This window comes from Lysobacter gummosus (assembly GCF_001442805.1).
GTDB lineage: Bacteria > Pseudomonadota > Gammaproteobacteria > Xanthomonadales > Xanthomonadaceae > Lysobacter > Lysobacter gummosus.
The window spans coordinates 2764447-2779669 of the sequence record NZ_CP011131.1 but is presented as its reverse complement, the minus strand read 5'-3'; the positions used below and the strand labels follow the sequence as shown (position 1 = coordinate 2779669).

The window sequence follows — 15223 nt, the reverse complement described above, 5'->3', positions numbered from 1 at the left end:
GTATGCCTCGCATCTTGTTGGTCAACGACACCGAAAAGCCGATCGGCGAGCTGCGCGACGCGTTGCTCGGCGCCGGCCATGAAGTGCTGGAGGAAGTCGTCGCGATCGGCGCCCTGCTCAAGGCGGTGGAGTCGCAACAGCCCGACGTGGTCATTCTCGACATCGACTCGCCTTCGCGCGACACGCTGGAGCAACTGGCCCTGATGCACGAGCACGCGCCGCGGCCGGTGGTGATGTTCTCGGCCGACGGCAACGAGCAGTTGATCCGCGCCGCGGTCGGCGCGGGCGTCACCGCCTATGTCGTGGACGGCCTGTCGCCGGCGCGGTTGGCGCCGATCATCCAGGTCGCGCTGGCCCGCTTCGAGCATCAGTCGCACATCCGCCGCCGCCTCGACGAGGTGCAGCAGCAATTGCTCGACCGCAAGCTCATCGATCGCGCCAAGGGCCTGCTGATGGAAAAACGCGGCATGGCCGAAGCCGACGCTTACGCCGCGCTGCGCCAACAGGCCATGAAGAACGGGACGAAGCTGGTGGACGTCGCCCGCCAGATCATCGCGATGGCCGATTTACTGGGATGACCCGCACGAATGAGGCCGAGATGACCGCACCCGCCGCCGCATCAGACCGTCCGTTGCGCCTGGGCTACCTGCCTTTGGTCGACTGCGCGCCGCTGGTGGCCGCCGTTCGCCTCGGCCTGGATCGCCGTTACGGCCTGCGCCTGCAGTTGCAGCGTCAGGCCTCGTGGGCGGCGGTGCGCGACCGGCTGCTGTCGGGCGAACTCGACGCCGCGCACGCCCTCGCCGGCCTGGTCTACGGCGTGGAAACCGGCATCGGCGGGCCGAAGGGCGAACTGGCGATCCTCTCGACGCTCAACCAGAACGGCCAGGCGATCACGCTGTCCTCGCAACTGGCGCGATCGCTCGAACAAGGCCTATCGCTGCGCGATGCGCTCGCCTCGTTGCGGCGGCCGGCGGTGTTCGCGCAGACCTTCCCCACCGGCACCCACGCCATGTGGCTGTACTACTGGCTGGCGGCGCAGGGCATCGATCCGATGCGCGAGATCCGCATCCTGACCCTGCCGCCGACGCAGATGCCCGAGGCCCTGGCGCGAGGCGAACTGGACGGTTACTGCGCCGGCGAGCCCTGGTCGATGCAGGCCGAGCTCGCGGGCGTGGGCCGGCGGGTGATTCGCAGCGGGACGATCTGGCCGGGGCATCCGGAAAAAGTCCTGGCCTGCCGCCGCGAATTCGCCGCGCTGCAACCCGACGCGGCGATCGCGCTGACCGCGACCGTGCTGGACGCGTGTCGCTGGCTCGATGCCGATATGCGGCATCGGCGCGAAGCGGCGCGATGGCTGGCGGACTCGCAGGTGATCGCCCTGCCCGCGCGCGACATCGAAGCCTGCCTGCTGCCCGCCGACGGCGACGGACAAACGCAGCTGCGTTTCCATGCCGACGGACAGGCGAATTTCCCCTGGCTGTCCGATGGACTGTGGTTCCTGGCGCAGTTCCGCCGCTGGGGATGGCTGCCGCCGGCGCTCGACGGCGAGGATGCGGCATTGATCGGCCGCGTGCATCGCATCGACAGCTATCGCCAGGCGGCGCAGCGGATCGGCGTGCCGGTTCCCGATGGCGACAGCCGCGCGCACCGGCTGTTCGACGAGACGTCCTGATCGCTCGCATCGCCACACACTGCGCGCACCAAAATGAAGCGTGCACGCGCTCGTTTGGTGCGCCCTTCGGATTTCGCGAACATCCGCACGGCCATCGGCGCATCGAGTCCGCGCATAAACGTTTGAATCGATGGACGATTCCATCCGCACGAAATCGCTGCACCGGCTTGGCACGATGATTGCTTAGCCCTTTGATGGGTGCACACGTGCACCTGCGATGAGCGACTCCGGCAGGCGGACCAACGGCGGTCCGTCCAGCCAAGACAACGGCGTCTACCCGGTTCGAACAGGACCGGAGGGCGCCGTTTTTCGTTTTCCCTCCCCTCCTCATCGCATCCCTGCCGGCACACCGGCATCGGGCGGCGTTCCATTCGGAGATCGCGCAGGTGAATCGATCCTTCTGGCAGGCCGGACATGCGCCCACGCTGTTGTCGGCGTTTCTGTATTTCGATCTGAGCTTCATGGTGTGGTATCTGCTCGGCCCGCTGCAGGTGCAGATCGCACAGGCCCTGCACCTGGACACGCAGCAACGCGCGCTGATGGTGGCCGTGCCGATCCTGTGCGGCGCGATATTGCGGTTGTTCCTGGGCATGCTGGCCGACGCCATCGGCGCCAAGCGCACCGGGCTGCTCGCGCAGGCCGCGGTCATGCTCACCCTGCTGGCGGCGTGGGGGCTCGGCGTGCATTCCTTCGCCCAGGTGCTGTTGCTGGGCGCGTTGCTCGGTATCGCCGGCGCCTCGTTCTCGGTGGCGCTGCCGCTGGCCTCGCGCTGGTATCCGCCCGAACACCAGGGCACCGCGCTCGGCATCGCCGGCGCCGGCAACTCGGGCACGGTGCTGGCCGCGCTGTTCGCACCGGTGCTGGCCGCGGCGTTCGGCTACGAAGCGGTTTTCGGCCTGGCCTGCCTGCCGCTGGCGCTGGTGATGATCGTGTTTTTCGCCTGCGCCAGGGATGCGCCGGTAGAAATCGAACGCAAGCGCTTCAGCGACTACGGCCGTGTGCTGATAGGCAACCGCGATTCGTGGTGGTTCATGTTCTTCTACTCGATCACCTTCGGCGGCTTCGCCGGTTTCGCCAGCGCCTTGCCCGGCTATTTCCACGATCAGTTCGGCTTCGATCCCAAGATCGCGGGCTGGGCGACCGCCGCATGCGTGCTGGCCGGTTCGGCGATGCGGCCACTGGGCGGCGTGATCGCCGATCGCATCGGCGGCACGCGCACCCTGCTCGCGGTCTATCTGTCGGTGGCGGTGCTGGTCGCCGCCGCCGGACAGGGCGTCGGCGGCGCGGCGATAACGGTGACCTTGTTCGTCGCCACCCTGCTCTGCCTGGGCGCCGGCAACGGCGCGGTGTTCCAACTGGTGCCGCAACGCTTCGGCGCCGACATCGGCTTGATGACCGGACTGATCGGCATGGCCGGCGGCATCGGCGGTTTCCTGCTCGCCGCCGGCCTGGGCGTGCTCAAGCAACACACCGGCAGTTACGCGCTGGGCTTGTGGGCGTTCGCCGGCTGCGCGCTGCTCGCCTGGGGCCTGCTGTCGAACGTGAGCAAGCAGTGGCGCCACCAGTGGGCGGCGCTCAGCGCCGCGCGTGTTTGAGTGCGGTCGATGACGGAGACACAGCGATGAAGAAGCCCAGACTCGTGGTGATCGGCAACGGCATGGCGGGCATGCGCACGCTGGAGGAGTTGCTGAAGCTGGTTCCGGACATGTACGACATCACCGTGTTCGGCGCCGAGCCCTATCCGAACTACAACCGCATCCTGCTCTCGCCGGTGCTGGCCGGCGAGCAGAATTTCGACGAAATAGTGCTCAACCCCATGGCCTGGTACGCCGAGCACGGCATCGAGCTGCATCTGGGCAAGGAAGTGGAGCGGATCGACCGCGTGCACCGGCGCGTCATCGCCGCCGACGGCACGCAGGCGCAATACGACCGTCTGCTGCTGGCGACCGGCTCATTGCCGATCGTGCTGCCGATCCCGGGCAAGGACCTGCGCGGCGTCATCAGCTACCGCAACATCCACGACACCCGCGCCATGATCGAAGCGGCCAAGGTGAAAAAACACGCGGTGGTGATCGGCGGCGGCCTGCTCGGACTGGAGGCGGCCAACGGCCTGAAACAGCGCGGCATGGACGTGACCGTGGTGCATCTGGCCGGCTGGCTGCTGGAACGCCAGCTCGACCCCGTCGCCGGGCGGCTGCTGGAAAACTCGCTGCGCGAGCGCGGCCTGAAGTTCCGCCTGGGCACTTCGACCACGGAACTGCTTGGCGACGACCACGGCGAGGTGCGCGCGGTGAGGTTCTCCGACGGCAGCGAAGCGCCCGCCGATCTGGTGGTCATGGCGATCGGCATCCGTCCCAACGCGCAACTGGCGCAGACGGCCGGCATCTATTGCAACCGCGGCGTCATGGTCAACGACTCGCTGCAGACCTTCGACCCGCGCGTCTACGCGGTCGGCGAATGCGCCTCGCATCGCGGCATCACTTATGGACTGGTCGCGCCGCTGTTCGAGCAGGCCAAGGTCTGCGCCAATCATCTGGCCCACTACGGCATCGGCATCTACGCCGGCTCGGTCTCCTCGACCAAGCTCAAGGTGACCGGCATCGATCTGTTTTCCGCCGGCGATTTCATGGGCGGCGACGGCAGCGAGGAGATCGTACTGTCCGACCCGGCCGGCGGCGTCTACAAGAAACTGGTGATCAAGGACGACAAGCTGGTCGGCGCCTGCCTCTACGGCGATACCGGCGACGGCGGCTGGTACTTCAAGCTGCTCAAGGACGGCGGCCGCATCGACGGCCTGCGCGATCGGCTGATGTTCGGCGAGAAAGCCATCGGCGACTCCGGCACCGCCGGACAGAACCGAGCGGTGACGATGGCCGACGCCGACGAAGTATGCGGCTGCAACGGCGTGCGCAAGGGTGCGATCGTCAAGGCGATCAACGAGCAGGGGCTGTTCACCATCGACGAGGTGAAGAAGCACACCAAGGCCTCCAGTTCCTGCGGCTCGTGCACCGGGCTGGTCGAGCAGATCCTGATGAACTGCCTGGGCTCGAACTTCCAGGAAACGCCCAAGACCAAGGCCGTGTGCGGCTGCACCTCGCATACCCACGCCGAGGTGCGCAAGGCGATCGCCGAACACCGCCTGCTCTCGCACCGCCAGGCCTACGAGTTCATGCAGTGGCGCACCCCCAACGGCTGCGCGACCTGCCGCCCGGCGATCAACTACTACCTGATCTCGACCTGGCCGCGCGAGGCCGCGGACGATCCGCAGTCGCGCTTCATCAACGAGCGCGCTCACGCCAACATCCAAAAGGACGGCACCTTCTCGGTGATACCGCAGATCAAGGGCGGCGTGACCAATGCCGACGAACTGCGGCGTATCGCCCACGTGGCGGACAAGTACGCCGTGCCGATGCTCAAGATCACCGGCGGCCAGCGCATCGACCTGCTCGGGGTGAAGAAAGAAGATCTGCTCGATGTCTGGCGCGATCTGGGCATGAAGTCCGGCCACGCCTACGGCAAGTCGATCCGCACGGTGAAGACCTGCGTCGGCAGCGAGTTCTGCCGCTTCGGCACGCAGAACAGCACGCAGATGGGCATCGACCTGGAAACCATGCTCGCCAACATGTGGAGTCCGCACAAGGTCAAGCTGGCCGTCTCCGGCTGTCCGCGCAACTGCGCCGAGTCCGGCATCAAGGACGTGGGCATCATCGCGGTCGAGTCCGGCTGGGAGATCCATGTCGGCGGCAACGGCGGCATCAAGACCGAGGTCGCCAAGTTCCTGACCAAGGTCAAGACCGCCGATCAGGTGCGCGAATACACCGGCGCCTTCCTGCAGTTGTATCGCGAGGAAGCGTATTACCTGGATCGCACCGTGCACTACATCGAACGCGTCGGCCTGGACTACATCCGCCGGCGCGTGGTCGACGACGCCGCCGATCGCAAGTCGCTGTACGAACGCCTGCTGTACGCGCTGGACGGATTGATCGACCCGTGGGAGGCGCGCGTGCGCGAGGACCGCCGGCCGCGCGAGTACGAGCCGCTGCGCATGCCCGCCCAGCTGGCCGGGCAGGAGAACTGAGCATGGACGCCGTCATGGAACACTCTCTCACCTGGCTGCGCGTGTGCGGTCTCGACGACATCCCCGCGCTTGGCGCGCGCGTGCTCAAGCGCGACGGCGCCGACGACATCGCGCTGTTCCGCACCGGCGAGGATCGCGTATTCGCGCTGCGCGACCGTTGCCCGCACAAGGGCGGCGCCCTGTCGCAAGGCATCGTCGCCGGCGACACCGTGACCTGTCCGCTGCACGGCTGGAACATCGCCCTGGGCAGCGGCCAGGCGCAGGCGCCGGACGTGGGCTGCGCGCACCGGTTCCAGGTGCGCGTGGAACACGGCGATGTCTGGCTCGCGCTCGAAGGCGACGGCTGATGGACGGTTCTGCCGCCCCCCTGCTGCGCACGCGCACCCGCTCCACGTGCTGTTACTGCGGCGTGGGCTGCGGCGTGCTGATCGACGCCGAGCGCGATGCGGCCGGCAGCCGCATCGTCGGCGTCGAAGGCGACCCGGCGCATCCGGCCAACCACGGCCGTCTGTGCACCAAAGGCCGCACGCTGGCGCAAACCGCGCACAGCACGCAGGGCCGGCTGCTGGCGCCGGAACTGCGCGCGCATCGTCAGCAATCGCGCCGCCGTGTCGACTGGGCGGTGGCGCTGGACACCGTCGCCGATCGCCTCGCCGACATCGTCCATCAGCATGGCCCGGACGCGGTGGCCTTCTATCTGTCCGGGCAACTGCTGACCGAGGACTACTACGTCTTCAACAAGCTCGCCAAGGGATTGCTCGGCACCAACAACATCGACACCAATTCGCGCCTGTGCATGTCGAGCGCGGTCGCCGCCTACAAGCTGGCCTTCGGCGCGGACGGCCCGCCCACCTGCTACGAAGACCTGGAACTGGCGAAGACCGTGCTGTTCGCCGGCAGCAACATGGCCTATGCGCATCCGGTGCTGCTGCGCCGACTGGAAGACGCCCGCCGCGACGATCCGCAGGTGCGCTGGATCGTGATCGATCCGCGCCGCACCGACACCGCGGCGATGGCCGACCTGCATCTGGCGATCCAGCCGGGCACCGACGTGGCCCTGTTCAACGGCATGCTGCATCACCTGCTGTGGGAAGACCTGATCGACCCGGCCTTCATCGCCGGCCACACCAGCGGATTCGGCGAACTCAAATCGCTGCTGCGCGAATACACGCCGCGCATGGCCGCGGAATTGTGCGGCATCGAGGTCGCCGATCTGATCCAGGCGGCGGAGTGGTTCGGCCGCAGCCCGGCGACGCTGTCGCTGTATTGCATGGGTTTGAACCAGTCCGTGCACGGCACCGACAAGAACCTGGCGCTGATCCACCTGCATCTGGCGACCGGACAGATCGGCAGGCCCGGCACCGGCCCGTTCTCGCTGACCGGGCAGCCCAACGCGATGGGCGGACGCGAAGTCGGCGGCATGGCGACCATGCTCGCCGCGCATCGCGACATCGAAGTCGCGGAGGATCGCGCGCAGGTCGAGCGTTTGTGGGGACTGCCCGCTCACACCTTGTCGGCCAAGCCCGGGCTGCCGGCGGTCGCGCTGTTCGATGCGCTGCGCAGCGGCAAGGTCAAGGCCGTCTGGATCGCCTGCACCAACCCGGTGCATTCGATGCCCGACATCGGCCATGTGCGCGAAGCCCTGCAGCGCGCCGAACTGGTGATCGTGCAGGAAGCGTTCGGCAATACCGACACCGTGCCTTATGCCGACGTGCTATTGCCCGCCGCCACCTGGGGCGAGAAAGAAGGCACGGTGACCAATTCCGAGCGCCGCATCTCGCGGGTGCGCGCCGCGGTGGCCGCGCCGGGCGAAGCCAAGCCCGATTGGTGGATAGCCAATGAAGTCGCGCGTCGTCTCGAAGCGCGCCTGGCGCCGCCGGGCGCGGCGCCGCTGTTCGCGTTCGACTCCACCGCGGCGATCTTCGACGAACACCGGCGCCTGACCGTCGGTCGCGACCTCGACATCGGCGGCCTGGATTACGCGAGACTGGAAACCGACGGGCCGCAGCAGTGGCCGTTCCCGGCGAACGCCGTGCAGGGGCAAGCGCGCCGCTACACCGATGGCGTCTTCGCCACCGCCGACGGCCGCGCACGCTTTCACCCGACGCCGTACCGGCCCGTCGCCGAAGCGATTTCGGCGCACTATCCGCTGCGCCTGCTGACCGGCCGACTGCGCGATCAGTGGCACGGAATGTCGCGCACCGGCCGCGTACCCGGCCTGTTCGCGCACAGCCCCAGACCGGGCCTGCGCATGCATCCGCAGGACGCGGCGCGGCGCGGGCTGGCCGAAGGCGAGCTGGTCCGCGTGACCGGCAAGCGCGGCGAACTGGTGCTCGCGCTGCAGTTGTCGGACGAACTCGCCTCCGGCACGGTATTCGCCGCCATGCACTGGAGCGGCCAGTTCCTGTCCAGCGGCGGCATCAACGAACTGACCCAGCCGGCGGTGGACGCGCGCTCGCAGCAGCCGGAGCTGAAGCATGCCGCGGTGCGCGTGGAAAAAGCCGAATTCGGCTGGCATCTATTGGCGGCGCGACGCGGAGAGGTGTTGAGTCTGCAGGCCGCGGTGCAGCCGCTGTTGAAGGAATGCGCGTTCGCCGAGCTCAGTTTCGCGGCCGAGCCCGGCGCCGGCGACGACATCGCCTGGCTGACGTTGCGGGCCGCGCACGCGCAGGCGCCGCCCGACGCCTGGCTGGATGCGGTAACCCAGGCGCTCACGTTGTCGCCGGGCGCCGACAGCGTGGAATATCGCGACGCGCGGCGCGGCTTGCTCAAGCGCGTGATATGGCGCGCGGAAGCCGGCGAGCGCCATATCGACGGCGTTCTGCTGAGCGACACGCAGCCTCACCGCATCGAGGAAGCCTTGCTGGAACGTGCATTGTCCGGCCGTGCCTGGCGTGGCTCCGGGCTGGCCGTGTTCGCGCAGTCCGGCCACGGCCTGCGCGACGCGTTGGTATGCAACTGCATGCAGGTCGGCGAAACCGCTATCCGCGAACAGGTGGCGCAAGGCGCCGGCGTGCGCGAACTCCAGCAGCGCCTGGGCTGCGGCACCGTCTGCGGCTCGTGTCTTCCGCAACTGGCGCAACTGTGCCGGCAACCGCAACGCGCATGAGGTCATCGATGACGAACGACGACGAACTATCGCCGCGCCACGCCCGCCTCCGCGATCGCGTCAACACCAAGGTCGTGCTGTTGTCGGCGGGGCCGGGCGACCTGGAACTGCTGACGCTCAAGGCCGCCAGGGTGCTGGCCGCCGCCGAAGTTCTGCTGCTCGACGATCTGGTCGCGCCCGGCATCGCCGAGCTGGCGCCGCGGGCGCGGATCGTGCGCGTCGGCAAGCGCGGCGGCTGCCGTTCGACACCGCAAGCCTTCATCTGCCGCCTGATGCGGCGCTATGCGATGCAGGGTGTACGGGTCGTGCGGGTGAAAGGCGGCGATGCGCTGCTGTTCGGGCGCGCCGGCGAAGAGATCGCCTTCCTGCGGCAGGCCGGCATCGAGGTCGAGATCGTCAACGGCGTCAGCGCCGGCTTCGCCGCCGCCGCTGCGTTGGGCATGTCGCTTACCCATCGCGATCATTGCCATGGGGTCACCTTCGTGACGGCGCATACGCACGATCACGGCGAGCCCGACTGGGCCGCGCTGGCGGCCACCGGAACCACGCTGGTTATCTATATGGGCATGACGCGTATTCAATCGCTGACGCAGGCGCTTTTGCGTCATCTCCCGCCCGACACCCCCGCCGCGATCGTGCAATCGGCGAGTCTTCCCGATGAGGTGCGCTTGTTCGCGACTCTGGATCAATTATCCGAACAATCAGACAAGGCATGGCCGGATCGGCCGGGCGTGATTCTGGTCGGGCGGGCCGTCGCGCAAGCGCGTGAGGAAGTTGCCTGCGGCCCATGCGCCGGCGGGGAAGATCTCCGCGAGCGCTTACAGCGCTGACTGAAGGGGCCGCCCGCAACCACAGCCGCGACAGCGTGGCCGCCCTGGGGCGGCGCCACGCCGTCGCAGCCGTCGTTAAAACCATCAGCGCCGGTACACGCGCACGTAGTCCACGTGCATCTTCGCCGGCAGCTTGCTTTCGTCGATGTTGAAGCCCGGCCAGTTGCCGCCGATGGCGAAGTTCAGCAGCAGAAAGAAGTCGTTGTGGAACTCCTGCGTGCCGTTGATTCCGTTCTGGATGTTGGCTTCGTGGAACTTGACGCCGTCCACGTACCAGCGGATCGCATTGACATCCCACTCCACCGCGTACACGTGCCAGTCGGCGACGTTGAGCGCGGTGTTGCCGCCGTACTGCGCGTAGTTGCCGTTGTGGTCGCGCCAGTGGATGGTGCCGTAGGTGCGGTTTTCGTTGTTGATGTGTTCCATGACGTCGATTTCGCCCGAGTCGGGCCAACCGACCTGCGAGATGTTCGCCCCCAGCATCCAGAACGCCGGCCATGCGCCCATGAACGACGGCAGCCGCATGCGCGCTTCGATCTTGCCGTACTTGAAGGTGCGCACGCCCTGAGTCTTCATGCGCGCTGAGGTGTAGCGAAAGCCGTTGAAGTCCTGGCGCCGGGCGGTGATGACCAGCGCGTTGTTCTCGATGCCGGCGTTCTCGCGGCGGTAGTACTGCAGCTCATTGTTGCCCCAACCGCTGCCGCCGTTGCCGGTCTCGAAGACCCAGCTCGGGCCGATCGATCCGTTGAACTCGTCGCTCCATGCCAGTTGCCAGTTCTGCGCGCTGGCGCCGCCGGCGAACAGGCACGCGACGGCGAAAACCATGCCTTTCATCAGTTGTTTCATGGTGTGTGATCCTTGTTGGAAACGTTAATGACGCCCATCGACCCGCTCCGGCTTTGCGTGCGAACAGGCTCGTGCGTCGCCGCCGGATGACCGCCGCACGCCAGGTTCGCGGCGAAACTGTCCCGTGATGACAGCGCTGTCAACCGGCGTTTTTTCCGAGCTCGGATTTGCGCGGACGGCTTCACACTCTGGATGTGGGCTGGTTGGTGATAAGCGCCGGCATCGGCTCATGCCGTGCTGCACGACAGCACGCGCTGCGCGCCGCGGCTATCAACCGTGCATGTCGCGGATATTCGTCGCCTTCCCCGCCAGCCGGCGACGCTGCGCGAACGCAAAAAACACCATTCAGCGGCCGGGAGCGGATGGCCGGATGCGTGCGGCGATCACGTCTTTCATGGTGAGCATCTGCGGTACGCATCACGTCCAAAGCGAATTCAATGGCGTATTGCTGCTTGCGGAATCGACGCTTGCCGATCGCGCTCATGCATACGTAAACGTTTCTGGAGAAACTTTCTCTGCGGACATGGAGGTTGTCTCGCGCATCGATGGATGCGCGCACCAACGACTCGCGGCGATCCTCGCCTGTCTTCTTTCGACCGCGGTTGCCGTGCGCACCGCCAAGTGCCGCGCTCGCGACCGCAAGTTCGACAAAAGGCCAAAGCCGACATAAGGAACGACGGCGCGCCTGAAAACGCGCCGCCAACGCGGCCACGGATGGCTGTACCGGCGAAACGCACGTGCCGTTTCGCCAAAGACCGGTGCGGACTCGGGCCGCAGCGGTCGACCCGGGAAAACCGCGATGCGGGTTCCCGATCGTTTGCCCTAAGGACTATCCCCCAACATGGAGCTTGTTATGAAAAATCTACTTGCGTTGAGTCTGATGTTGCTGATCGGCGTTCCGGCGATGAACGCCGCCGAAGCCAAGGAGCCTGTATTCAAAAAATCGAACGCCAAGGCCAAGTTCATCCACGGCGACAATCTAATCAAGGGCCTGCTGCCGGAAACCGGCGCCGCGATCGACGCGCGGCTGCAGACGCCGCGACAGAAGGCCGCCGGTTTGAGCGCGGTCATGGTCACGCGCAATGGCGATGTATACGAATCCAGGATGAATCCGGAAGATGTCGCCATCTTCGAAAAAGCCATCAAGGACCTGGAAGCGGTCGGCCGCACCGCCACCTCGTTCAGCACGGCGCCGACCTTCCCCACCCTGTATGAGGACGGCCGCGTCACGCCGAAAGTCGTCATCGGCACGGACAACCGCGTGCAGGTGTCGAACACCGTCGCCTCGCCGTACTGGCATATCGGCCGCATCGGCATCGGTTGCACCGGAACGCTGATCACCGCCAAGCACGTCCTCACCGCCGGCCACTGCGTGTCCAACGGCGCCGGCACCTGGTATTCCGCGCTGAATTTCACCACCGCCCAGAACGGCAGCTACCAGCCATGGGGCACGACCAGTTGGGCCCGCGCCGTCACCACCAGCGCGTGGCATAACAGCGCCGACAGCAATTACGACTATGCGCTGATCGTGCTCAGCTCGGCGCCGCACGGCGGCAACTCCGGCTGGGGCACCTACTCCGGCGGCACCCACACCATCAGCGGCTATCCGGGGGACAAGCCGCTCGGCACGATGTGGACGCATTCCGGCTCGGTCAGCACCAGCGGTTCCTACCGCCTGTGCTACACCATCGACACCGCCGGCGGAAACAGCGGCAGCGGCATCGCCAGCGACGGCGGCGTCAACGTCCGCGGCATCCACACCACCGGTTCGCCCAGCCAGAACTGCGGAACCCGGATCACCAGCACGGTCTACAACACGCTGCAGAACTGGATCAGCACGTATCCTTGATCGAATCGCATCGATCTGAATCGATGCCCGCGTGGCGCACCGGAACCTCGGTGCGCCGCGTTCTCGTCCCTTCGCCAACGTCCGAGGCGGCCATGATGAAACCGATCTTCATCTCGATACTGATGCTGCTGGCGGCCTGCGGCCTCGACAACAAGCAGCCGACCAAACCGGCGGCCGTCGATCAGGAGCCGCTGGAAAGCGCGCTGATCGTCGGCAGCGCGGAATCTCCCGACCCGGTGCTGGCCAGGGTCATGGCTTTGGAACAAAGCGGCGTGGTGAAAGACGTGGTGGTGCAGGAGTCCTTCCCGGTGCAGATCCGCCTGCGCGCGCCGCGCCGAGTGATCGACGAACTCAACCGCATGCCCCGAACCGGCCAGTTACGCTAAAGGCGCTGAAGGCTGTCGATTTCGCAGCCATGCATACGGCCATGGCGGCAAGCCGTCACGGTCTTCGCCGTCACTCCAGCGCCGCGTCGACGATGCCCTGCGCCTCGTGCAACAGCGTCTGCAAGTGCTCTTCGCTCTTGAAGCTCTCGGCATAGATCTTGTAGATCGCCTCCGTGCCCGACGGCCGCGCCGCGAACCAGCCGCCGGCGGCCACCACCTTGATGCCGCCGATCGGTTCGCCGTTGCCCGGCGCCGCGCTCAATATCTGTTCGATCTTCTCGCCCGCGACGCGGTCGGTGCGCAGTTGCTCCGGCGAGAGCTTGCCAAGCTTCGCTTTCTGCGCCGGCGTGGCGGCCGCGTCGACGCGGCTGGCGAAGGGCTTGCCAAGCTCGTCGGTCAAGCGCGCATACGCCGCGCCCGGGTCCTCGCCGCGACGCGCGGTGATTTCCGCCGACAGCAGTGCCGGCACCATGCCGTCCTTATCCGTCGTCCAGACCGTGCCGTCGCGGCGCAGCAACGAGGCGCCGGCGCTCTCTTCGCAACCCAATCCCAGCGAGCCGTCGAGCAGCCCGTCGGAAAACCACTTGAATCCCACCGGCGCTTCGAACAATGTCCGGCCCAGGCGCCTGGCCACGCGATCGATCAGCGCGGTGGTGACCACGGTCTTGCCGACCGCGGCACGCTCGCCCCACTGCGGCCGGTGCTGGAACAAGTAATCGATCAACACCGAGAGATAATGGTTCGGCTCCATCAGCCCGGCGCTGCGTGTGACCACGCCGTGGCGGTCGTGGTCGGTGTCGCAGGCGAAGGCGACGTCGTATTTGTCTTGCAGGCCGATCAACCGCTGCATCGCGTACTTCGACGACGGATCCATGCGGATCTTGCCGTCCCAGTCCGCGCTCATGAACGCGAATTGCGGATCGACCGTGTCGCTGACGACCGTCAGATCGATCCGGTAACGCTCCGCGATCGGCGCCCAATAGCGCACGCCCGCGCCGCCCAGCGGGTCGACGCCCATATGCACGCCGGCGGCGCGGATGAGGTCGAAGTCGATGATGTTGGCCAGATCGGCGACATAGGTGTTGAGGTAATCGTGTTCGCGCGTGCTGGCGGCCTTGCGCGCCTGCGCCAGCGGCATGCGCTTGACGCCGTCCAGGCCGGCCTCGATCAGCGCGTTGGCGCGGTTCTGCACCCAGTGGGTGATGGCGGTGCCGGCCGGGCCGCCGTTGCTCGCGTTGTACTTGAAGCCGCCGCTGTCGGGCGGATTGTGCGACGGCGTGATGACGATACCGTCGGCGAGGCCGGCGCTGCGGCCGCGGTTGTAGACCAGGATCGCATGCGAGATCGCCGGTGTCGGCGTGAACTCGCCGCCGGCGGCGATCATGGTGTCCACGCCGTTGGCGGCCAGCACTTCCAGCGCGTTGTCGAACGCCGGCAGCGACAGCGCATGCGTGTCCAGACCGACGAACAGCGGGCCGTCGATGCCCTGGCTCTTGCGGTAATCGCAGATCGCCTGACTGATCGCCAGGATATGCCACTCGTTGAAGCTGCGATCGAGCGAACTGCCGCGATGGCCGGAAGTTCCGAACGCGACGCGCTGCGCCGGCACCGAGGGATCGGGTCGAAGATCGGCGTAAGCGGACAGCAGCTTGCCGACATCCACCAGGGTGGATGCCGGCGCCGCTTTACCGGCGCATGGGCTGATGGTCTGGCTCATACGCCCGATGGTACAGGCTCAGGTTTCGCGCGATACAACGCGTCTCACCCTTTCGCGAACAAAGGCCTGCTCAGCTTGCCGCCTTCAAGGCGTGCTTGCGCACGCTCATGACCTTGTGGCATTCGCGCACCTGCGGCAGCAGGCGCTCGACTTCGGCGCGAGCCGGCGCCGGCGTGTCGGCATCGGTCAACGTTTCGTTGAAGGCCTTCAACAGACGATCCTCGGACTCTTCCAGCTCGGCCACGTAGCCGTACTGCGTATCGCCCAGGGTGGCCCGCACCTTGCCGTAGAACTGCTGCATCGAGCCGACGAAGGTGCCGTGTTCGGCCGGCTTGCCGCCGGCCGCGACCACCGCCGAGCTCAACGAGTCGACGATATCGGCCTTGACGCCGGCGATGCGTACGAACAACGCGGACAACTCCGCGTCCTTCACCTTCTGCGCGGCTTCGTCGTAGAAGCCCTTGCCGTCGCGGGCGATCTCGATCAGATCGTTGAGGCTGTGCGCAATCTTGGTCTGGTTGTTCATTGGAACTCCTGGAGGTTGCGTTCAAATGGGGCGGCGTATTCGCCGGTGGAAACGACTATTTCCGAAGGCTCATTAAGGCCTCGTGACCTGTTCGTTGTCCGAAACAACGATGCGATATCGGCATTCATGCGACGCACGATGCGATGGGAGCTGCGACCTTAGGCGCGCGGCGATGTGGCGCGCGTGAAGTCCGGGGCGAAGTTCTGAACT

The 15223-nt window shown here is 66.7% G+C and carries 13 protein-coding genes; 10 read left to right on the top strand and 3 right to left on the bottom strand.

All coding sequences use genetic code 11. The features are described 5' to 3' along the window. The first annotated feature begins 2 nt into the window (after positions 1 to 2). The 7 genes from LG3211_RS11295 to cobA all read left to right on the top strand — a co-directional run bounded on the left by LG3211_RS11295 (position 3) and on the right by cobA (position 9689). Positions 3 to 578, top strand: a complete 576-nt coding sequence (locus LG3211_RS11295) for an ANTAR domain-containing response regulator (RefSeq protein WP_057942933.1) — start codon at positions 3 to 5, stop codon at positions 576 to 578. Positions 579 to 598: 20 nt separating this feature from the next. Further along, positions 599 to 1672 carry a CmpA/NrtA family ABC transporter substrate-binding protein gene (locus tag LG3211_RS11290; RefSeq protein WP_057945421.1) on the top strand — a complete coding sequence of 358 codons (1074 nt, stop codon included), beginning with the start codon at positions 599 to 601 and terminating at the stop codon, positions 1670 to 1672. A 425-nt stretch (positions 1673 to 2097) separates the two neighbouring features. Continuing rightward, positions 2098 to 3267, top strand: coding sequence for a nitrate/nitrite transporter (locus LG3211_RS11285; RefSeq protein ID WP_187313191.1), 1170 nt, complete (start codon positions 2098 to 2100; stop codon positions 3265 to 3267). A gap of 62 nt (positions 3268 to 3329) precedes the next feature. Beyond that, the gene (nirB, locus tag LG3211_RS11280; RefSeq protein WP_237049893.1) at positions 3330 to 5750 is read left to right on the top strand and encodes a nitrite reductase large subunit NirB; all 2421 of its coding nucleotides are present in this window, start codon (positions 3330 to 3332) and stop codon (positions 5748 to 5750) included. Between the two features lie 14 nt (positions 5751 to 5764). Next, complete coding sequence (gene nirD / locus LG3211_RS11275; RefSeq protein WP_057945420.1) at positions 5765 to 6097, top strand: nitrite reductase small subunit NirD; 333 nt, start codon at positions 5765 to 5767, stop codon at positions 6095 to 6097. After that, positions 6097 to 8859: a nitrate reductase gene (locus tag LG3211_RS11270; RefSeq protein WP_057942930.1), complete on the top strand. Its 2763-nt coding sequence runs from the start codon at positions 6097 to 6099 to the stop codon at positions 8857 to 8859. Before nirD ends, LG3211_RS11270 begins: the two co-directional genes overlap by 1 nt. An 8-nt stretch (positions 8860 to 8867) precedes the next feature. Next, a complete protein-coding gene (cobA, locus tag LG3211_RS11265; RefSeq protein WP_083512475.1) occupies positions 8868 to 9689 on the top strand; it encodes a uroporphyrinogen-III C-methyltransferase in 822 nt (273 codons plus the stop codon). Positions 9690 to 9773: 84 nt separating this feature from the next. Here the strand turns inward: cobA and LG3211_RS11260 are convergent, their stop codons facing one another. Further along, the gene (locus LG3211_RS11260) at positions 9774 to 10535 is read right to left on the bottom strand and encodes a glycoside hydrolase family 16 protein (RefSeq protein ID WP_057942929.1); all 762 of its coding nucleotides are present in this window, start codon (positions 10533 to 10535) and stop codon (positions 9774 to 9776) included. 280 nt (positions 10536 to 10815) lie between these two features. On the opposite strand from LG3211_RS11260, the gene LG3211_RS25635 reads away from it, so the two are divergent. The 3 genes from LG3211_RS25635 (at position 10816) to LG3211_RS11250 (ending at position 12770) form a co-directional block, all read left to right on the top strand. After that, positions 10816 to 11205, top strand: a complete 390-nt coding sequence (locus tag LG3211_RS25635; protein ID WP_148648855.1) for a hypothetical protein — start codon at positions 10816 to 10818, stop codon at positions 11203 to 11205. Between the two features lie 183 nt (positions 11206 to 11388). Beyond that, positions 11389 to 12384, top strand: coding sequence for a trypsin-like serine peptidase (locus LG3211_RS11255; protein WP_237049869.1), 996 nt, complete (start codon positions 11389 to 11391; stop codon positions 12382 to 12384). Next, entirely contained in the window at positions 12381 to 12770 is a 390-nt protein-coding gene (locus LG3211_RS11250; protein ID WP_148648854.1) for a hypothetical protein, read from the top strand. The genes LG3211_RS11255 and LG3211_RS11250 overlap by 4 nt, the downstream gene beginning before the upstream one ends. Positions 12771 to 12840: 70 nt before the next feature. Here LG3211_RS11250 and pgm read toward each other — a convergent pair whose 3' ends face one another. Both pgm and LG3211_RS11240 read right to left on the bottom strand, forming a co-directional pair. Then, positions 12841 to 14487: a phosphoglucomutase (alpha-D-glucose-1,6-bisphosphate-dependent) gene (pgm, locus tag LG3211_RS11245; protein ID WP_057942926.1), complete on the bottom strand. Its 1647-nt coding sequence runs from the start codon at positions 14485 to 14487 to the stop codon at positions 12841 to 12843. 70 nt (positions 14488 to 14557) lie between these two features. Continuing rightward, positions 14558 to 15013 carry a PA2169 family four-helix-bundle protein gene (locus LG3211_RS11240; RefSeq protein ID WP_057942925.1) on the bottom strand — a complete coding sequence of 152 codons (456 nt, stop codon included), beginning with the start codon at positions 15011 to 15013 and terminating at the stop codon, positions 14558 to 14560. Between the last annotated feature and the right edge of the window lie 210 nt (positions 15014 to 15223).